This window comes from Kribbella sp. NBC_01505, assembly GCF_045040285.1.
In the GTDB taxonomy this organism is placed as follows: Bacteria; Actinomycetota; Actinomycetes; order Propionibacteriales; family Kribbellaceae; genus Kribbella.
The window spans coordinates 4,005,165-4,022,703 of record NZ_CP109425.1; the positions used below are offsets into that span (position 1 = coordinate 4,005,165).

Annotated in this window: 18 protein-coding genes; 9 read left to right on the forward strand and 9 right to left on the reverse strand. The window is 67.9% G+C overall.

What is annotated here, in order from left to right; all coding sequences use genetic code 11:
• Nucleotides 1–38 precede the first annotated feature (38 nt).
• Nucleotides 39–530, forward strand: coding sequence for a SigE family RNA polymerase sigma factor (locus OG474_RS19025; RefSeq protein WP_405063667.1), 492 nt, complete (start codon nucleotides 39–41; stop codon nucleotides 528–530).
• Between the two features lies 1 nt (nucleotide 531).
• Entirely contained in the window at nucleotides 532–1,182 is a 651-nt protein-coding gene (locus tag OG474_RS19030) for a hypothetical protein (RefSeq protein WP_405063668.1), read from the forward strand.
• On the opposite strand, the gene OG474_RS19035 is transcribed toward OG474_RS19030, so the two are convergent.
• The 4 genes from OG474_RS19035 to OG474_RS19050 form a co-directional block, all read right to left on the reverse strand.
• The gene (locus OG474_RS19035) at nucleotides 1,175–2,014 is read right to left on the reverse strand and encodes an alpha/beta fold hydrolase (protein WP_405063669.1); all 840 of its coding nucleotides are present in this window, start codon (nucleotides 2,012–2,014) and stop codon (nucleotides 1,175–1,177) included. The two genes, OG474_RS19030 and OG474_RS19035, sit on opposite strands and share 8 nt — an antisense overlap.
• 53 nt (nucleotides 2,015–2,067) lie before the next feature.
• Complete coding sequence (locus tag OG474_RS19040) at nucleotides 2,068–2,460, reverse strand: phage holin family protein (RefSeq protein WP_405063670.1); 393 nt, start codon at nucleotides 2,458–2,460, stop codon at nucleotides 2,068–2,070.
• A gap of 31 nt (nucleotides 2,461–2,491) precedes the next feature.
• Nucleotides 2,492–3,685 carry a Na+/H+ antiporter NhaA gene (gene nhaA, locus OG474_RS19045; RefSeq protein WP_405063671.1) on the reverse strand — a complete coding sequence of 398 codons (1,194 nt, stop codon included), beginning with the start codon at nucleotides 3,683–3,685 and terminating at the stop codon, nucleotides 2,492–2,494.
• A 66-nt stretch (nucleotides 3,686–3,751) separates the two neighbouring features.
• The gene (locus OG474_RS19050) at nucleotides 3,752–4,705 is read right to left on the reverse strand and encodes a glutathione S-transferase family protein (RefSeq protein ID WP_405063672.1); all 954 of its coding nucleotides are present in this window, start codon (nucleotides 4,703–4,705) and stop codon (nucleotides 3,752–3,754) included.
• A 189-nt stretch (nucleotides 4,706–4,894) separates the two neighbouring features.
• Between OG474_RS19050 and OG474_RS19055 the strand changes: the two genes are divergently transcribed.
• On the forward strand, nucleotides 4,895–5,653 hold the full coding sequence (locus OG474_RS19055) for a GntR family transcriptional regulator (RefSeq protein ID WP_405063673.1): 759 nt from the start codon (nucleotides 4,895–4,897) through the stop codon (nucleotides 5,651–5,653).
• Between the two features lie 324 nt (nucleotides 5,654–5,977).
• Entirely contained in the window at nucleotides 5,978–6,517 is a 540-nt protein-coding gene (locus OG474_RS19060; protein ID WP_405063674.1) for an NUDIX domain-containing protein, read from the forward strand.
• Here OG474_RS19060 and OG474_RS19065 read toward each other — a convergent pair.
• The 3 genes from OG474_RS19065 to OG474_RS19075 form a co-directional block, all read right to left on the reverse strand.
• The gene (locus OG474_RS19065; RefSeq protein WP_405063675.1) at nucleotides 6,514–6,888 is read right to left on the reverse strand and encodes a MazG nucleotide pyrophosphohydrolase domain-containing protein; all 375 of its coding nucleotides are present in this window, start codon (nucleotides 6,886–6,888) and stop codon (nucleotides 6,514–6,516) included. The genes OG474_RS19060 and OG474_RS19065 overlap by 4 nt on opposite strands.
• Before the next feature lie 180 nt (nucleotides 6,889–7,068).
• The gene (locus OG474_RS19070; RefSeq protein ID WP_405063676.1) at nucleotides 7,069–7,731 is read right to left on the reverse strand and encodes a sugar isomerase domain-containing protein; all 663 of its coding nucleotides are present in this window, start codon (nucleotides 7,729–7,731) and stop codon (nucleotides 7,069–7,071) included.
• A gap of 45 nt (nucleotides 7,732–7,776) precedes the next feature.
• Nucleotides 7,777–8,373: an NAD(P)-dependent oxidoreductase gene (locus OG474_RS19075; RefSeq protein ID WP_405063677.1), complete on the reverse strand. Its 597-nt coding sequence runs from the start codon at nucleotides 8,371–8,373 to the stop codon at nucleotides 7,777–7,779.
• 51 nt (nucleotides 8,374–8,424) lie between these two features.
• On the opposite strand from OG474_RS19075, the gene OG474_RS19080 reads away from it, so the two are divergent.
• Both OG474_RS19080 and acs read left to right on the forward strand, forming a co-directional pair.
• Complete coding sequence (locus OG474_RS19080; protein WP_405063678.1) at nucleotides 8,425–8,769, forward strand: winged helix-turn-helix transcriptional regulator; 345 nt, start codon at nucleotides 8,425–8,427, stop codon at nucleotides 8,767–8,769.
• A gap of 231 nt (nucleotides 8,770–9,000) precedes the next feature.
• On the forward strand, nucleotides 9,001–10,935 hold the full coding sequence (gene acs / locus OG474_RS19085; protein ID WP_405064592.1) for an acetate--CoA ligase: 1,935 nt from the start codon (nucleotides 9,001–9,003) through the stop codon (nucleotides 10,933–10,935).
• 93 nt (nucleotides 10,936–11,028) lie between these two features.
• Here the strand turns inward: acs and OG474_RS19090 are convergent, their stop codons facing one another.
• Nucleotides 11,029–11,367, reverse strand: a complete 339-nt coding sequence (locus OG474_RS19090) for a helix-turn-helix domain-containing protein (protein WP_405063679.1) — start codon at nucleotides 11,365–11,367, stop codon at nucleotides 11,029–11,031.
• Between the two features lie 130 nt (nucleotides 11,368–11,497).
• On the opposite strand from OG474_RS19090, the gene OG474_RS19095 reads away from it, so the two are divergent.
• The 3 genes from OG474_RS19095 (at nucleotide 11,498) to OG474_RS19105 (ending at nucleotide 13,809) form a co-directional block, all read left to right on the forward strand.
• Nucleotides 11,498–11,941 carry a hypothetical protein gene (locus OG474_RS19095; protein ID WP_405063680.1) on the forward strand — a complete coding sequence of 148 codons (444 nt, stop codon included), beginning with the start codon at nucleotides 11,498–11,500 and terminating at the stop codon, nucleotides 11,939–11,941.
• 36 nt (nucleotides 11,942–11,977) lie between these two features.
• Nucleotides 11,978–12,427 carry a MarR family winged helix-turn-helix transcriptional regulator gene (locus OG474_RS19100; RefSeq protein ID WP_405063681.1) on the forward strand — a complete coding sequence of 150 codons (450 nt, stop codon included), beginning with the start codon at nucleotides 11,978–11,980 and terminating at the stop codon, nucleotides 12,425–12,427.
• Between the two features lie 413 nt (nucleotides 12,428–12,840).
• Entirely contained in the window at nucleotides 12,841–13,809 is a 969-nt protein-coding gene (locus OG474_RS19105; RefSeq protein ID WP_405063682.1) for an ArsR/SmtB family transcription factor, read from the forward strand.
• 54 nt (nucleotides 13,810–13,863) lie between these two features.
• Here OG474_RS19105 and OG474_RS19110 read toward each other — a convergent pair whose 3' ends face one another.
• Complete coding sequence (locus tag OG474_RS19110) at nucleotides 13,864–17,454, reverse strand: discoidin domain-containing protein (RefSeq protein ID WP_405063683.1); 3,591 nt, start codon at nucleotides 17,452–17,454, stop codon at nucleotides 13,864–13,866.
• Nucleotides 17,455–17,539 lie beyond the last annotated feature (85 nt).

Genomic DNA, 17,539 nt, shown 5'->3' on the forward strand with positions numbered 1-17,539 from the left:
CCGCCCGGTCGCCGCGTTCAGGGGGTGTGACGGCAACCATGGACGGATCAGTGCAGTACGACGAGCTGGTACGCGCGACCCAGCCTCGGCTGGTCCGGCTCGGCCTGATGCTGACCGGCAACCTGCACAGCGCGGAAGACCTCGTGCAGGCCGTCCTCGCCCGCGCACATCGCCGGTGGGACCGGATCAGCGGTCTGGAGTTTCCCGAGGCGTATCTGCGCACGATGGTGGTCAACGAGTTCCTCAGCTGGCGGCGGATCCTCAAGAACCGTGAGCTGCCGCTCGCCGAACCGATCGACCAACCGTCCGACGAGGACATCGGCTCCCGTCAGGCGATGAAGGACGCCACCTGGCAGTTGCTGACCATGCTGCCGCGCCAGCAACGCGCCGTCCTGGTGCTCCGGTACTACGAGGATCTGCCCGACACCGAGATCGCCGAGATCCTCGGGATCGCCGTCGGCACGGTCCGCTCGAACGTCGCCCGCGCCCTGGCCAACCTGCGCGATCACCTGTCCACAGCGGAGGACTGACATGACCAAGCTCACTGACAACCAACTCGGCGATCTCCTCCGCGAGACCTTCGCCGATCACGAGGCCGACACTCTTTTGCCCAAGGCAACTAAGCGCCGGCCGCTCGTCCCGGTGCTGGCCACGGCGGCCGCCGTACTGGCTGTGCTTGGCGGCACTGTCTACACCGTCCACGGAAACGACTCGGTCGTTCCCACCGACCAGCCCCCATCAGCGTCGGCCGGTCTCCCGGTCTCGTCGGATGCGGCCGCCTGGGCCAAGGCGATTCGGGCAATCGCCGAGGATCATGCCCCGGCCGGCGGCTGGAAGCTCCTGGAGATTCACAAGTCCTGGGGCGAGATGGTCTCCACCGGGGTGAGCATCCCGGTGGGCAAGGAGCGGCCACCCGCGCCGACGCCGGGACACATTCCATCCTTGGGGCCGGCCGAGCAGGAGGCGATCGGGCGGTCGCTGCGAGATGTTGCCCCGGTGACCTGGAAGGAGGGCCTGCAGAACCTGTCCGGAGCCTTCGACTCCAGCAGCGCGCAGATCCTGATCTATCCGGTCACGCGCACGGCCGCGCATCGAGTGGCAGAGGTCAAGCTGATCCACACCGGGTATGTCGGCACCCGCTGGCAGGTTTCCACCTACACCGAGAAGGTCGTCGTCAGCTGAGCCAGTCGAGGAGTTGGGTGTTGAACAGCTCCGGCGTTTCCTCGTGGGGAAAGTGACCGGCGGGGGTGATCATCTCGTGCCGCAGCGACGCCGTCACCAGTTCGGGCGGCGTCGTCGCGGTGGGGGAGACGGCCGGATCCTGCGCTCCGTTGATCTGCAGCACCGGTACGGCGATCGGCGTCCGCATCCGGGCCGAGTACTTCCGGCCGTCGGGGCGGAAGCGTGAGCGGGCGAACCAGCGGTGGTACTCGAGCGCACAATGCGGAGCCGGCCAAACCTGCAGCGCGGCCCGATAGCGCCGGGACGCCTCGGCGTCCGGGAACGATCCGCCCGGTGCTGACCAGTCGCGAAGCAACCCCTCGATGTGTACGCCGTCGTGCGCGAGCAACCGTCGCTCCGGAAGCACGGGCAGTTGGAACCACGCCGTACGAGCTAAGGCCTTGGTCTGCCCGGATCGCGCCAGCAGCAACGGATGTGGGGCCGACACCGCAGCCAACGCCCGCACCTGTCGTGGTGCCAGCACGGCGGCGGACCAGCCGATGAATCCGCCCCAGCCGTGTCCGACGACCACAGCATCGGTCGCACCGAGCGAGCGGATCACGCCCGAGACATCGGCGGCCGCGGTGTAAGGGTCGTAACCACGAGGCGTCTTGTCGCTGGCGCCGTACCCGCGCAGATCCATCGCGACCGCGCGGTAGCCGGCCGCCGCGACGACCGGAAGCTGATGACGCCAGGCCCACCAGAACTCCGGGAAGCCGTGCAGGAAGAGGACGAGCGGATCATCGGCCGCTCCGCACTCGGCGACGTGGAACCGTGCCCCGTTCGCCGCCACCAGCGAGTGCGACCAGGGCCCGTCGACCAGGAGGTCGACGACACCCGCGGGGCTCAGTCGCCCTTGCCGATCGCCTTGAGGACCTCGACGGACTCCTTCGAGGTCTCGATCGCCCGCTCCGGGCCCTTCGCCTTGCCGAGCGCCCGCTTGCCGAGCAGCACCAGCACGGCCGCGATCAGCAGGTAGACCACGGCGGCGCACACGAACGCCAGCGCCGGGTGCAGGCCGATCGCCACGAACGCGTAGCCGAGGGCGACGGACAGCAGGATGATGGCGAGCAGGCCGAGGAAGGCCGCACCACCGAACATCCCGGCGCCGGTCCCGGCCGCGACCGCGGTCTTCTTGAGCTCGGTCTTGGCCAGCTCGACCTCGCTGCGGACCAGGTCGGACAGGTCCTTGCTGGCCTTGGCGACCAGTTGGCCGACCGTGGGCTCGTCCCCGTTCATGGTGCTCCTTCCATGGGTCCGTGCTCCGACACTACCGTGCGTACTTCCGGTTGCGACGGACGAGTAACACCGACGCGACGAGTGCCGCCAGCACCGAGGCGATCAGGACCGCCGCCTTCGCGCGCTCGACCTGGTCCACGTCACCGGCGAACGCGAGCTGCGCGATCAGCAGCGCCACGGTGAAGCCGATTCCGGCGAGCACCGAGACGGCGGCCACATCCCGCCAGGCGAGGTCGGAGTTCAGCTCGGCTCTGGTGAAGCGCGCGGTCAGCCAGGATCCGCCGAAGACCCCGATCGCCTTGCCGATCAGCAGTCCGGCCGCGATACCGATCGCGACCGGGTCGGTCACGAGCTGCTTGACGGCGTCCCCGCTCAGCGTGACCCCGGCCGCGAACAACGCGAACACCGGTACGGCGACGCCCGCCGACCACGGCCGAAGCCGGTGCTCGATCCGCTCGGCCGGGGCGTGTTCCTCACCCGGATCCGTGACCACCCGCGTGACGAACCCGAGGGCGACCCCGGCGATCGTGGCGTGGATCCCGGACTCGTGCATGAACCACCAGGCCGCGATCGCGATCGGGATGTAGAGGAACGGCGTACGGATCCGGTAGCGCTGCAGGACGTACCAGACCGCGATCAGGGCGGTCGCGGCCAGCAGCGGGAGCAGGCGGAATCCGTGGCTGAAGAAGACCGCGATGACCAGGATCGCGCCGAAGTCGTCGACGACCGCGAGGGTGAGCAGGAAGGCCCGCAGAGCGCTCGGCAGCGACGAACCGACGATCGCCAGCACCGCAAGGGCGAACGCGATATCCGTTGCCGTCGGCACCGCCCAGCCGTGCGGCTTGCCGTCCTGTGCGGTGAGGTTCACGACGAGATAGATGGTTGCTGGGAGCACCATTCCGCTCAGGGCGGCGACGACCGGGACGACGGCTTCGCTGAGCTTCGACAACGAGCCGACGACCAGCTCACGCTTGAGCTCGACGCCGGCCAGGTAGAAGAACAGGGTGAGCGCGCCGTCGGAGGCCCAGGACTCGACCGTCAGCGGGCCGAGCTGGAGATCGCGAAGGTGGTGGTAGGCGTCCTGCCACGGAGAGTTGGCCCAGATCAGCGCGACCACCGCGGCGCCGAGCAGCAGCAGGCCGCCGGTCGTTTCGGCGCGCAAGGTATCCGCGACGAAGTCGCGTTCGCGGCCGAGAAGGTTGGGGAAGACACGCCGGGTGCTCATGAGGGCCTTTCGGCTTTTGGGGTCGGTCGGCTCATCGCCGACCAGACTTCCCGGCACTCCTGATAGTCAGTCTACTTGGCTCCAGACCTGCGGATCGGGTCCTTTCGGCACGATTCCGGTCGGGTTGATGGTGGTGTGCGTCACGTAGTAGTGCCGCTTGATCTGGTCGAAGTCGACCGTTTCACCGAAGCCGGGCTGCTGGTAGAGCCGGCGCGCGTAGGCCCAGAGGTTGGGGAACTCGGTCAGCTTGTTGCGGTTGCACTTGAAGTGACCGTGGTAAACCGCGTCGAAGCGCACCAGCGTGGTGAACAGCCTGACGTCGACCTCCCGCAGCGTGTCCCCGAGCAGGTAGTCACGGCCCTGCAGCCGCTCCTCGAGTACGTCGAGTCTGGTGAACAGAGCGTCGTACGCCGCCTCGTAGGCCTCCTGCTCGGTCGCGAACCCGCAGCGGTAGACGCCGTTGTTCACATCCCGGTAGATCTCGTCGATCAGCTGGTCCATCTCGGCGCGGTCCGCCGGGATCAGCTGCGGCGCGTCCGAGCGGTGGTGGTCGGTCCACTCGGTCGACAGGTCCAGCGTGATCTGCGGGTAGTCGTTGGTGACGACCAGCCCGGTCACGGTGTCGATAATCGCGGGCACGGTGACGCGACCGTCGTACGACGGGTCTGTGCGCAGGTAGGCCTCGGACAGGTACTGGATGCCGAGGACCGGGTCCCGGTCGTCGGGGTCGAGGGTGAACCGCCAGCCCTTCTCGTCCCGGACCGGGTCGACGACGGCCAGGCCGATCGCATCCTCGAGCCCGAGCAGCCGCCGGACGATCACCGACCGGTGTGCCCAGGGGCAGGCCAGGCTGACGACCAGCCGGTACCGCCCGGGCTCGACCGGCCAGCGGCCTTCGCCGTCCGGCCCCTCGCCGGGGGACGAGTCGGAAGCCCGGCTGATCCGGTCGGTGAACCGGTTCCCCTGACGCTTCCACTCGCCGTTCGATCCACTTTCGTTCACGAACTGTGCGCGACGCATAACGTTAAAACTACCCTGACTCGTCACTGGCCGTGAGTCGGTGGCAGCGGTTACAGTCGGGCTGACATGGTCCGTCGCGACAACGCCCGTCGCGGTCGTCCAGCAAGCACCCGATCGATCGGCACGACGTTCGCGGTCAGCGCCCCCGGCAACCGGTTTGCCGGCCAGAATTCCAGGGATACTGAGCTCATGGCCCGCCCACGGAACAACCCCGGCGACCTCGCCGACCTCCCCACGGAGCTGCGGCCCGACCGGCCCAAGGGTGACCAGATCCGCGAGATCCTGGAGAACCTCACCCGCTCGCTGACGGTCGGGACAGTGCTCCCCTCGGAGCGCGTCCTCGCCGAGCGCTTCGGCGTGGCGCGGATGACGGTGCGCCAAGAGGTCGACCGCGTGGTCGCCGAAGGCCTGGCCGCCCGCCGCCCCGGCGGTGGCACCTTCGTCGCCGAGCCGCGCCCCTCCCGGATGCTCGCCTCGTCGTTCAGCCAGGACATGGTCAACCGCGGCATCACCCCCGGCGCCCGAGTCCTGGAACACCGAGTCGGCGCGGCCGACGACGTACTCGCCCGCGAGCTCGAAGAGCCCCTCGGCACCCCGGTCCTGCACCTCGTCCGCCTCCGCACCGCCGACGGCGAGCCGATGGCGATCGAGCGCACGGCCCTGTCCCTCCGCCGCTACCCCGGCCTGGACGAGGTCGACCTCGCCCAGAACTCCCTGTACGGCGTCCTCGCCGAGCGCTTCGGCGTAGCCCTCGGCATGGTCTCCGCCTCCATCGTCGCCGCCCCACCCGAAGGCGACGACGCCGAGCTCCTGGAGATCGCCCCCACCACCCCCTGCCTCATCATCACCTCGGCCCCCCGCACCGCCTCCGGCGAAGTCATCGAATTCGGCCGCAGCACCTACCGCTCCGACCGCTACGACATAACAGTCGCCTACCGAGCCACCTAAAGACTCGATCCCGGGGTCGGCGCGGGGCCGTAGCCGAATCATGGTGATGGCCGACTGTGTGACGCCTCATCGGCGCCGATCCGATCACTTAATGTAATCGGCACTATTGTGCCGGTATCGGCAAAATAATGCCGATGCCGGGAGTTGACCGCGGCCTTGACCTGGTCGAGCCGGCCTCCATTGACCGCCCGCGACGTGCGCTACGAGGCAGCGTCGATTCACATCGTGCTCACGAGCACATCAACCGATTGGCTTCCAAGCTTTCGGCCGTTCATTGCTACTCCTGTTTGAACAGAGTGGCCTCAATCCAGAAAGCTCATATCAGTGACGCAGGTGATTCGCGAGGAAGATCTGGCTGCCGACGGGGAGCCGGAGAAGGAGTTCAACCCTGGGATCGCGGGCAGGCTTCCGCGCAAGACCACCGCCGGTGGAGCGCTCATTCGAGATTCCATCGGTCGACTCCTGTTCCTTGAGACGGTCTACAAGCCGACGCTTGAGATTCCCGGGGGCGTTGCCGAGTTAGACGAATCTCCCCTGGATGCCTGCCGACGAGAGATACGGGAGGAGATCGGCATCGACCTTGATATCCGAGATGTCTTGGTGGTGGACTGGATTCCCGCCAGAGGTCCCTGGTTTGACGGCGTGATGTTCATCTTTGATGGTGGAGTGATGAGTTCCGAGCAGGCTGACAGCATCGTCCTTGAGGCGTCAGAGGCCCGCCGCCATCACTTCCTCACACTCGATGAGGCGAGCGATCGCCTGTTGCCGTCGATGGTGCGGAGGCTTGCGCGGGCCGAGGAATCACTGCGGCGAGGATTCCCGCAATATTCGGAGTACGGCCGCGGTCCGACCGTGCAGGTCTAGGCTCCAGGGCCGATTGTTTGGCGAGCCAGAACTCCGGCGACATCTGGAGGTTGGTAGCGGTCGCCCTTCTGCACTTTCCCATTTCTCAGCACCGGTCGACCGTCGGACCCGAGCTTTGTCATGTTCGCCTGGTGGATCTCTCGGAGCACCGCATCAAGGTCGATCCCATAGCTGATGGCCGTTCCGTAAGCGGCATAGACGACGTCGGCCAGTTCGTGGGCGATCTCGGCGATGCGGCCGTCCTGTTGCGCCTCGGCGACTTCTCGGACCTCTTCGTCGAGGATGCGCTGGCGGATCTCAGCCAGTTCGCTGGTCGGCGGGGTCGGCCGGTTGGGACGCTCCAGGTCGAATGCTTCGTGGAACTCGCGCACCAGGTGCCAGGGAGATCTAGTCACGCGGGGACTCTAACGAGGCGCGCGCTCTGCGTCGGGAAGAACACGTACTAGTGCCTCGACAGACAGTCCGGGCGCCGCTCGCAGGCGTGCGGGGTGTGGCGTCGCCTGACCTCTACGTGTCCTTAGCCACGCCCCGCGGAGCACGCGGGGGGAAGATTATGCGTTCAGGCTGTGGAGGACGTTGGGCTTTTCGAGGCGGCTGACTATTTCTACTGTGAGGGCCTGGGCGAGCATGGCGCCGACCATGGTTGAGGTGGCGCCGGTCTTTTCGGGGGTGGTGGTGACTGTGATCAGGGCGTCGCCGGGGGTCCCGCAGTTGTCGATGACTACGTCGGCGGCTTCGAAGAGGCGCTGGCCGCCGGGGGCTCGGGAGGTGACCGAGTTGCTGTGGGCCAGGGAGGTGAGGGCGATGACGTGGGCGCCCCGGGCCCGGACGCCCAGCGCGAACTCGACCGGTACGGCGTTCCGCCCGGAGTTGGACGCGATCAGTACGACGTCGCCCGCCTCGATGTCGTTGATCTGCAGCAGCACGTCGGCCAGCCCGGGGAGCCGTTCGAGCAGCGAGCTCTTGGTCAGGCCCTCGTGCAGCATGAGGCCGGGCTCGAGGACGGCCCGGACGTCGGCGAGTCCGCCGGCCCGGCCGTAGAGTTCTTCGGCGATGAGGTGGCTGTGGCCGGTGCCGAAGACCCAGAAGCGGTGGCCGGTGTTCATCGCCTCCACCACCAGAGTGGCCGCCACCTGGATCGCGCCGGCCTGGGTTTCGGCCGCGCGCTGTGCGATCACCAACGCCTGCTGCAGGTACTCCGAAGCCCCGGTCATGCGCGCGAACCTACCGCCGATCGGGGGCAGCGGCGAGCATCCGAACTAGACCACTTGCCCCGCGACGACCCCGATCGCCTCGCGATGGTGCCGCGGGCGGTCTACCTCGTCCACGAGCGCGATCGCGAGATCGGCGTACGAGATCAGCTCACTGGCGGAGCCGGGCGCGACGCGGTAGCTGCCGGTTCGGGCCGGCGCCGCGTGGTTGAAGTCGCCGGTCGGCGCAACCGAAACCCAGTCGAGTGCAGATCCCCGGAACACCTCGAGCGCGGCCTGATGCGCCAGATAGAACGACCGGTACTCGTTCGGATAGCCGTCGGTGTCCATCACCAGCGTCCCGTCCGCGGTCGGCAAGATGGACGCCAACCCGACCCACACCAAGCGCGAGTCGCCCAATCCCTCGACCAGTGCCGCCGCGGCCTCCGGGAAGAACGTCGGCCCGCTGTCGTACACCGAAGCGATCACCGCGTCCTGCCCGGCCGCCAGCTCGGCGATCCGCGCAGCATCCGTCACATCACCACTGACCAGCCCATCGCCGCCAGAACGCGCCACGGCGGTCACCTCATGACCTCGCCGTACCGCCTCGGAGACGGCTGCTTTACCTGCGCGCCCACGGGCGCCGATCACCATGATTCTGCTCATGCCGGCGACTGTAGAAAGAGCCCTGGTTCCCGATTGGATACTGTGAATGGCATGGAGGCGTTGCGGGCGGACATGTTCGAGGAGATCTGTCCCTCGACCCTGCTCCCGTTCCGGATCGGCCCCGACAAGTGGTCGGCCGCGGTGATCCGCTGCCTCGAGGACGGCCCGCGCCGGTTCTCCGAGCTCCGCGTCCCGCTGGCCCGCGTCACCCCGAAGGTGCTCACCCAGTCGCTGCGCGCCCTCGAGCGCGACGGCTTCGTCCGGCGTACCGAACAACCACGCCGAGTTACCTACGAGCTCACCGACCTCGGCCACGGCCTGCTCAAGCAGCTCTACATCCTCTGCGACTGGACCTCCGACCACTGGGACGAGCTCCTGGACGCCCGCGAAGCCTGACCTGCGGCTGACCTCGCGGCCAGACCACCCGGCGTACTGGCCTTTCGACCGCCTGGCCCGGCGGGGGTTCTGTTCGGCGCAGCATGCGTACTGCTGGGCGATACCAAGGTTCCGCGCGCGGGTTTGCCTTGGTAGAAAGGGGTCGGGCGCTGCGACGCGCCGAAGCCACGAGGAGGAGTCGTCGACGTGCCGAACGAAGATTCACCGCAGTCCGAAGCCCTGTCGAACCTGATGCACGAGGAACGTCGGTTCGAGCCGCCGGCCGAGCTCGCGGCGAACGCGAACCTGAAGGCGGACGCGTACGAGCGGGCCGACGCCGACTTCGAGGGGTTCTGGGCCGAGCAGGCCAAGCGGATCACGTGGGCCGTCGAGCCGACCGAGACGCTGGACTGGAGCAACGCGCCGTTCGCCAAGTGGTACGCCGACGGCAAGCTGAACGCGGCGTACAACTGTGTCGACCGGCATGTCGAGAACGGGCTCGGCGACAAGGTCGCCTACTACTTCGAGGGTGAGCCCGGTGACACCCGCGAGATCACCTACGCCCAGCTCAAGGACGAGGTCAGCAAGGCCGCCAACGCGCTGGTCGAGCTGAACGTCCAGGCCGGCGACATCGTCGCGATCTACATGCCGATGATTCCCGAGACGGTCGTGGCGATGCTCGCCTGCGCCCGGATCGGCGCCCCGCACACGGTCATCTTCGGCGGCTTCTCCTCCGAGGCGCTGAAGGACCGGATACTCGACTGCGACGCGCGCGTCGTGATCACCTCCGACGGCGGCTACCGTCGCGGCGCCCCGGCGGCGCTGAAGCCCGCGGTCGACGCCGCGCTGGTGGACTGCCCGGATGTCCGCAACGTGCTCGTGGTGAACCGGACCGGCCAGGAGACCGCCATGGTCGACGGCCGGGACCTGTGGTGGGAGGACTTCGTCGCGAAGCAGTCGACCGAGCACACGCCGGAGGCCTTCGACGCCGAGCACCCGCTGTACGTGATGTACACGTCCGGCAGCACCGGCAAGCCGAAGGGCATCCTGCACACGACCGGCGGCTACCTGGTCGGTACGTCGTACACGCAGTGGGGCGTCTTCGACCTCAAGCCGGAGACCGACGTCTACTGGACCGCGGCCGACATCGGCTGGGTCACCGGCCACAGCTACATCGTGTACGGCGCCCTCGCGAACGCGACCACCTCGGTCCTGTACGAAGGCACCCCGGACACCCCGCACCAGGGCCGCTGGTGGGAGATCGTGCAGAAGTACAAGGTCTCGATCCTGTACTGCGCTCCGACCGCGATCCGCACGTTCATGAAGTGGGGCAAGGAGATCCCGGAGAAGTTCGACCTCTCGTCCCTGCGCGTGCTCGGGTCCGTCGGCGAGCCGATCAACCCCGAGGCCTACATCTGGTACCGGGAGAACATCGGCGGCAACAAGACCCCGGTCGTCGACACCTGGTGGCAGACCGAGACCGGTATGCACATGATCTCCCCGCTGCCCGGCGTCACCGCCGGCAAGCCGGGTGCCGCGATGAAGGCGATCCCGGGCGTCAGCGTCGACGTGGTCGACGACGCCGGCAAGTCGGTGCCGAACGGATCCGGTGGTTACCTGATCATCGACAAGCCGTGGCCGGCGATGCTGCGCACCCTGTGGGGCGACGACGAGCGCTTCAAGGAGACCTACTGGTCGCGCTGGCCGGGCGTCTACTTCGCCGGTGACGGCGCGAAGAAGGACGAGGACGGCGACATCTGGCTGCTCGGCCGGGTCGACGACGTGATGAACGTGTCCGGCCACCGCCTGTCCACGACCGAGATCGAATCCGCCCTGGTCTCGCACCCGAAGGTCGCCGAAGCCGCGGTCGTCGGCGCCTCCGACCCGACCACCGGCCAGGCCATCGCCGCCTTCGTGATCCTGCGCTCCGAAGCCGGCGACGGCGGACCCGACGTCGTCCAGGAGCTCCGCAACCACGTCGCCAAGGAGATCGGCCCGATCGCCAAGCCCCGCCAGATCATGGTTGTGGCCGAGCTCCCCAAGACCCGCTCCGGCAAGATCATGCGCCGGCTTCTCCGCGACGTCGCCGAGAACCGCGAGGTCGGCGACGTCACCACCCTCGCCGACTCGTCGGTGATGGACCTGATCAAGACCAACCTCGACTCCGGCAAGTCCGACGAGGACTGAGTAGCGCTGCCAGAACAGACCCCGTACGCCGCAGGCCGGCGTACGGGGTCTGCTGTGTTTGTTCAAGCAGGGTTCGGATTGCGTGTCGCGAGCTCAGCCTCGACGACCCGCTCGAGCGGCGAATTCGTCCAGGGCCGACAGAACCTCCGGTGCCTGCCACAACCGGTTGCGCTTCTTGTCGCTGAACTCTTTGGTCACTCCTGCCGAGGCAAGTTGCAGCAGGGCGCGGGTGGCGTTCGCCGGGCTGATGTCCAGCTCTCGCTCGACCAGAGCGGCGTCGACGACAGGTTGCCGGAGCAGTAGGTCCATGATCCGCCAGATGACAGCATCCCGACGGGCCGCGATCTGCTCGGACCAACGTTCCCGGGCGCCGTTGAGATCTCGCACCAGGAGGCGGCCGTTCGAGATGGCGGTGAGGGTCGCTTCGGCCATCAGGGTCACGATGACCTCTGGTTCACCACTTTATGATCGGATAAGTAGTTATCCAATCATAAGGGCGTCCCCTGGTTGCGGATGTCGAGAGGCTTGACGGGATGCACCTGAGGGGCCCTAGGGTCGTGTTGTGCCGACTGCGATTCTCGCCATCATTCATGCCGGGCTGGCTGCTGCCTGGGTGGGCGGGATGGCGTATTCGCTGTTCGTCGTTCAGCCCAAGCTCAAGCGGTACTTCGGTCCGGACGCGGCGGGGCGGGAGGCGCTGACGACGGTGATTGCCTCGGGCAACCGGTGGAAGGTGGTCGGGTTGATCGTGGTGATCGCGCTGAGTGGCGTGGGGTTGCTGGTGCTGGGTGGCGGGCGCTGGTGGATCCATGCGGTGAAGGGGGCGCTGTTGCTGGGGGCAACTGGGATCTTCTGGTACGTGTCCTGGAAGCACTGGCCGGCCCGGGTGTTCGCGACGGCGGCCGAGGTGCCTGTTCTGCAACGGCGGTTGATCGTCCTCGCCACCACGATGCTCGGGCTGGCCGGGCTGGCGTTCGCGCTCGGGGTGGTCGCGACGCGGTTATGACGTTCACCACTGGGCCGTAGGCGAACGTCGTTCGATGTGCCAGGATCGAGCTTCTCGTCGGAGGTGATCGCGTTGGAGCAGGAGACCCTGCAACTGCTGGTGAGCATGCACCGGATCGTCCGGTACCTGCGCCGCAGCCGAAGTGCCGTCCTGCACCCGACCCAGTTCCTCGCCCTGATGCTGATCGCCGACGAGCAACCGATCCGGATCGGCGAGATCGCCACCCGCGTTCCGTGCTCCCAGCCCACCGCCACCACCACGGTCGCGGCCCTGGAAGAGGCCGGCCTGGTCCGCCGCGAGCCGGACCCCGTCGACGGCCGCGCCACCGCCGTCGTACTGACCGAGACCGGCGCCACCACCGTCGCCGACTCCGGCCGCCAGGCAGCCGACGAGCTCAGCAAGCTCCTGCACCGCCTCGACCCCGAAGAGCGCGCCCTGGTCCTCCAAGCCGGCGAACTCCTCGACCGCATCGCCCGCGACCTCTAGCCCGCCCCCGCCCCGCCCCGCCCCGCCCCCGCCCCACCGGCGAACCCCCCATCTCAGGGGATATCGCCACGCTTGGGGGGTTGCCCCCTGGCGTTTCGAGTGGGCAACCCCCTATTTGGGTGGGCGTCCCTTGGGTTGGGGAGTTGGCGGGGGGATGTGGGGGTTGCCTGTTGGGATGGGGGGTTGCCCCCTGGGGTTTCGAGTGGGCAACCCCCCACTTGGGCGGGCGTCCCTTGGGTTGGGGGGTTGGCGGGGAGATGCGGGGGTTGCCTGTTGGGGCGGGGGTTGCCTGTTGGAGTGGGGGCGGTACGGCGGGTTGGGTGGAGTAGACGAATTCGGGTGGGGCCGAAGGGGAGATTCGGGCAGGGGTGAAGGTCTCGTGGGTGAACCCGGGGAAGGCGCAGACTTCTGGAATGATCCGGATTCACTTCAGCGCGGCAGATCTCGGGCGGGTGGTTTTCCCGGCGGAACCGGCGCCGTTGTGGGAGGCCGCGCTGGCGGCCCGGGCGCTCAGCGCCTCCGTGACAGGCGAGTCGCTCTCGCCGGTCGCCCGCCGATGGCGGCAGGTGGCGGCCCCGCTGGTGTCGCCCTCGATGAGACCACTGCTCAAGCTGATCATCCCAGCCGGCAGTTTCCCCGACTTCCTGACCCCGACGGTCGTCGCGTCCGGGGTGAAATCCGCGGTCGAACTGCTCTCGGACACTCCCACAGAGGTCTTCCGCGACGAGCTCGACGAGCGCTTCCCCCGCGATACCGACCCGTTCCTGCACAGCCTGCGTTCCGGTGATGCCGCCGCCCGCCAGGCCCTCGGCACGGCCGTGATGGACTTCCATCAGAACGTCCTCGCGCAGTCGTCCGACGAGATCTCCCGCCGGTACGCCGCTGATATCGCTCAGCGGGCGCACACCCTGATGCACGGTGGGATCGAAACCCTGCTCACCGACCTGCACACCGACGTCAAGTGGTCTGCTCCGACTTTGACCGTGCGCGCCAACAAGAGCCTGGACGTCCACCTCCGCGGTCGAGGTCTCCTGCTCTACCCGTCACCGCTGACCGCCGAGTGCATCATCGACGACGACCCGCGCCGCCAACCGGTCCTGGTCTACCCCTGCGCCGACGGCCTCGACACCGAACCGCATGACCCCGACGCCGACACTCTCGCCGCGCTCCTCGGCCGGACCAGAGCCGCCGTACTGCGCTCGCTCGTCACTCCCGCGAGCACCACCCAACTGGCCCGCCGGATCCATATCTCGCTGGCCTCCACCTCCGAGCACACCCGCATCCTCCGGGCCGCCGCACTCATCACCACCCGCCGTTCCCAGGGCACCTCGCTGCACTCCCTCACCCCGACCGCCCACACCCTGCTCATGCAGAACAGCTGACATCCGGCAGGAGCCGCCGACGCGTACGCCGACGGCTCCCTCGCAAGCCGGAGATCAGTTGCGGTTGATGGTGAAGGTCGAAGTGGTGTTGCGGATGTCGACCGCGTTGTTGGACAACGTCAACCCGTTGAAGGTGACGCTGCCGACGGCCGGGCCCTGGCCGGGCTCGGGCAGCTCGTTGGCCCAGAGACCGAAGCCGGACTTGGCGTCGAAGGCGTCGCCAGACTTACGTGCTCCGGAGATCGTCGTGTTGGTGAAGATCGTGTCGGCGACCGGGAACTGGGGCTGACTGCCGACGTAGTTGGTCTGGAACATGATCCCGCTGTACGTCGGATCGACGATGTCCAGGTCGCTCACCCGGATCCCCTGGTAGACCTTGGAGGCCGAGAAGATCCACAGCGCCGGGAACGACTGGTTGCCCCAGAAGTGCCCGCCGGAGCGGACGATCGACACGTTCTGGAACTGCGTCGGCGGGGTGGCGCCGAAGCCGTTCATCGGGATGCCGAAGTCGAGCGAGCTGATCGTGACACCGGGGTACGTCAGCATGTCCGCGGCGTACAGGTTGCGGAAGATGTTGTTCGTCCCGCCGTAGACGGCGAAGCCGGCGGCCCGCCAGGTGAGGGTCGCGGACAGGTTCTCGAAGACGTTGTCCCGGACCTCGCCGCCGCCACCGTCGATGGCGTTGAAGAGGGCGAAACTGTCGTCACCGGTGGACCGGGCGTCGTTGTTGCTGACGGTGTTGCCGGCCGAGCCGTTGGTCATGTTGATGCCGTCGGCGAACGAGTTCCGGATCCGCGAGTTCTTGATCGTCGAGGTGTCGGTGTTGGCACCCCAGTAGAGGCACATCTGGTGTTCGGCCCAGATGTTGTCGATGGTCATGTTCGCGGTGCCGTTGAAGTTGAACACCTTGCCCGGACCGTCGTTGCGGGTGTCGTAGTTGCCGAAGTACGAGAAGCCGCTGAACGTCGATCCGTTCGCCGACGACTGGGAGTCGAAGCCCACGTCGGTGTTGGCCTGCGTCGGCGGCGACACGAACTTGGTGAACCACGGTCCGGCCCCGACCACCTTGGTCGCCTTGCCGTACACGTTGAACTTCGACGAGGTCGGGTACTCACCGGCCGGCAGGTAGACGCCCTGCAGGGTGGTGTCCTGACGCACCCGGTCGAGTGCGGCCTGGACGTCCTGCTGGCTGAACCCGGCCGGCGTCACGAAACCCGCACCAGGGTTGGGGATCGGCGCGACCTGCTCGGTGTCGACGAAGTCGATCGAGTACGTCGTGCTGTTGGCAGGGTCCTTCTGGAGCCGGATCTTGGCACCGGCCGGGACGGTCGAGTCGAGCATGATGCTCGCCTCGTCGTAGATGTGCCGCGCCGGTCCCGCGCCCGGCGAGTTGCTCGGGCCGGCCTCCGCGCCGTACAGCCAGGAGTACTTCGAGGTGAGCGGCAACGCCTTGTGGAAGGTGCCGTTCACGTAGACGTTGATGGTGGAGCTGATCCCGCCACCACCGGCCGAGTCCGGGATGGAGAACCGGGTGACGAGGGTGTTCGTCGACGCCCGGGTGGTGAACTCGACGTACGAGCCGTTCGCGTTCAGCGTGACCGCGCGCCGGCCGGAGGCCTCACCGGCGAGGTCGCCGATGGTCCGGTTCGGGCCGATCACCGTCGCGCCGCCGCCGACCGAGGCGTCTTCGGCCTCCAGGTGGTCGTACGGCATGTTCGCGCCGCGACCCACGAAGAACGGCCGCTCGCTGGTGTTGTTGGTGCGCTTGACCGGCAGTTCGTTCGCGTCATCCGCCAGTACGACGCGCACGGTGTACCGGCCGTTCGCGGCCGTCCAGTTGCCCAGGGCAATGGCCGAGGTGGAGGCGCCGGCCGCCAGTGAACCGCTGTACGAACCCGTGAGGGTGGCGACGGTCGAGCTGCCGTTCAGGACGGTCAGCGTGATCCCGTGTGCTCCCGAGGCCGAGGCGATGCTGCCCTGGTTCTTCAGCACGACCGAGAACGCGACCGGGTTCCCCGCCGACGGGTTGTTCGGCGTCCAGTTGACCGCCGAGGCGATCAGGTCCGAGCTGGCGACCGGAGTCACCACGAGCGCGCTCGCGGCCGCGGCCGAGTTGTTCGCGTCGTTCTGCTCGATGACCGTGTTGGCCTCGTCGACCTTCGCGCTCAACGCATAGCTGCCCGCGTCCCGCGCACCGATCGAGGCGCTGACTGTGGTCGAGCCGCCGGCCGCGATCGCTCCGACCGCCGCCGTACCGACCTTGGTGGTGCCGAGGTAGAAGTTCACGTCGGTCGCCGGGGAGGCCGCCGAGCCGGTGTTGCCGACGGTCGCGCGGACCGTGATCGTGTCGGTCTCGACCGGCGAGGTCGGCGTCCACGTCACGTTCGACAGGGTCAGGTCCGGGTTCGGCGCCGGAACGCCCATCACCTGGAACTCGGCGACCTGGCCGGCCGGAGCGCCGGTGTTCGCGGTGAAGTTCAGCCGGACGTCGGCCACCCGGGCACTGACCGGGATGGTCACCAGGTTCCCCGACGACGGGTTGAAGTTGTACGACGCGCTCGCGGCGATCGTGCTGAACGTCGTCGAGCTCTGCTCGCGGCCGAGGACCGAGAAGGTCTGCGTCCGCGCGCCCCAGGCCGAGTCCGGGTTGAGCCGGATCACGATCGAGCTGAGGTCGGCGTTCGCACCGAGCTCGGTGGTCAGCGTCGCCGGGTTGGCGTTGCCCTCCCAGTACGTCGTCACGTTGCCGTCGTTCGCGTTCGTCGCGACGAAGGTGAAGACCGAGCCGGAGGCGCTGATCGGCTTGCCCGCGGCCAGGTCGCTGCCCGGTCCCTGGCTGCCGTTGCGGGTCACCGTGTTGCTGTTCGGCGACTGGTTGCCTGCGGCATCTTTCGCCCGGACGAAGTAGGCGATCGTCGAGCTGGTCGGCTGGGTGTCCGAGTAGGTCAGGACGTTGCCGGCCACGCTGGTGCGGAGCTGGCCGTTCGCGTAGACGTCGTACCCGGTCACGCCGACGTTGTCGGTGGACGCGCTCCAGGCGAGCCGGATCTGGCCGGCCCCGGGCTCGGTGAAGGACAGGCTCCCCGGGGCGGTGGGAGCCTGGGTGTCACCGGTCGCCGGGCCGTAGACCTCGAGTTCGGACAGCTGTCCGGCCGGCCAGCCGGTGTTCGCGGTGACCTGGATCCGGATGTACCGCACGGTCGCGTTGCCGTAGTCGACGGTGACCGTGTTGGTCGGCGGGTTGAAGGCGCGCGAGGCGGCCGCGGACAGGTCGTTGAAGTTCTGGCCGTCGGTACTGCCCTGGACCGCGATGGTCTCGTTGCGGGCGCCCCAGCCGGAGGTCGGGAGCTTGAGCACGACCTGGTTGGTGGCGATCGACGCGCCGAGGTCGACCTGGACCCACTGCGGGAAGGCGTTGTTGGCGCTCTCCCAGTAGGTGTTCTGGTTGCCGTCGGTCACGTTCGACGCGACGTAGCTCTGGTTGACGGTGCTGGCCGACGAAGCCTTGCCGGCGGCGAGGTTCGGACCGGCCAGTACGGCGGCGCTCGCCGTACTGGCCGAGGTGGAGTGAATGAGCGGGCCGGCCGACAACGCCAGGCTCGCGGCGAGCAGGGCGACGGGTAGCCGCCAGTGACGGATTCGCATGGCCTCTCCTGATGGGCGGTGGAGATCGCAGGTGGGTGCCACGCAGAGTTAGAAACTTTCGTTGGCTTGCCAATTTCTTGCGCGG

Excerpts from the sequence above, each read along its gene's own strand:
- OG474_RS19040 (WP_405063670.1), bottom strand. The coding sequence starts at position 2,460 with ATGAACGGGGACGAGCCCACGGTCGGCCAACTGGTCGCCAAGGCCAGC.
- OG474_RS19070 (WP_405063676.1), bottom strand. The coding sequence starts at position 7,731 with ATGACCGGGGCTTCGGAGTACCTGCAGCAGGCGTTGGTGATCGCACAG.
- OG474_RS19090 (WP_405063679.1), bottom strand. The coding sequence starts at position 11,367 with ATGGCCGAAGCGACCCTCACCGCCATCTCGAACGGCCGCCTCCTGGTG.
- OG474_RS19055 (WP_405063673.1), top strand. The coding sequence starts at position 4,895 with ATGGCCCGCCCACGGAACAACCCCGGCGACCTCGCCGACCTCCCCACG.
- OG474_RS19080 (WP_405063678.1), top strand. The coding sequence starts at position 8,425 with ATGGAGGCGTTGCGGGCGGACATGTTCGAGGAGATCTGTCCCTCGACC.
- acs (WP_405064592.1), top strand. The coding sequence starts at position 9,001 with ATGCACGAGGAACGTCGGTTCGAGCCGCCGGCCGAGCTCGCGGCGAAC.
- OG474_RS19105 (WP_405063682.1), top strand. The coding sequence starts at position 12,841 with ATGATCCGGATTCACTTCAGCGCGGCAGATCTCGGGCGGGTGGTTTTC.
- OG474_RS19075 (WP_405063677.1), bottom strand. The coding sequence starts at position 8,373 with ATGAGCAGAATCATGGTGATCGGCGCCCGTGGGCGCGCAGGTAAAGCA.
- OG474_RS19030 (WP_405063668.1), top strand. The coding sequence starts at position 532 with ATGACCAAGCTCACTGACAACCAACTCGGCGATCTCCTCCGCGAGACC.
- OG474_RS19025 (WP_405063667.1), top strand. The coding sequence starts at position 39 with ATGGACGGATCAGTGCAGTACGACGAGCTGGTACGCGCGACCCAGCCT.
- OG474_RS19050 (WP_405063672.1), bottom strand. The coding sequence starts at position 4,705 with ATGCGTCGCGCACAGTTCGTGAACGAAAGTGGATCGAACGGCGAGTGG.
- nhaA (WP_405063671.1), bottom strand. The coding sequence starts at position 3,685 with ATGAGCACCCGGCGTGTCTTCCCCAACCTTCTCGGCCGCGAACGCGAC.
- OG474_RS19110 (WP_405063683.1), bottom strand. The coding sequence starts at position 17,454 with ATGCGAATCCGTCACTGGCGGCTACCCGTCGCCCTGCTCGCCGCGAGC.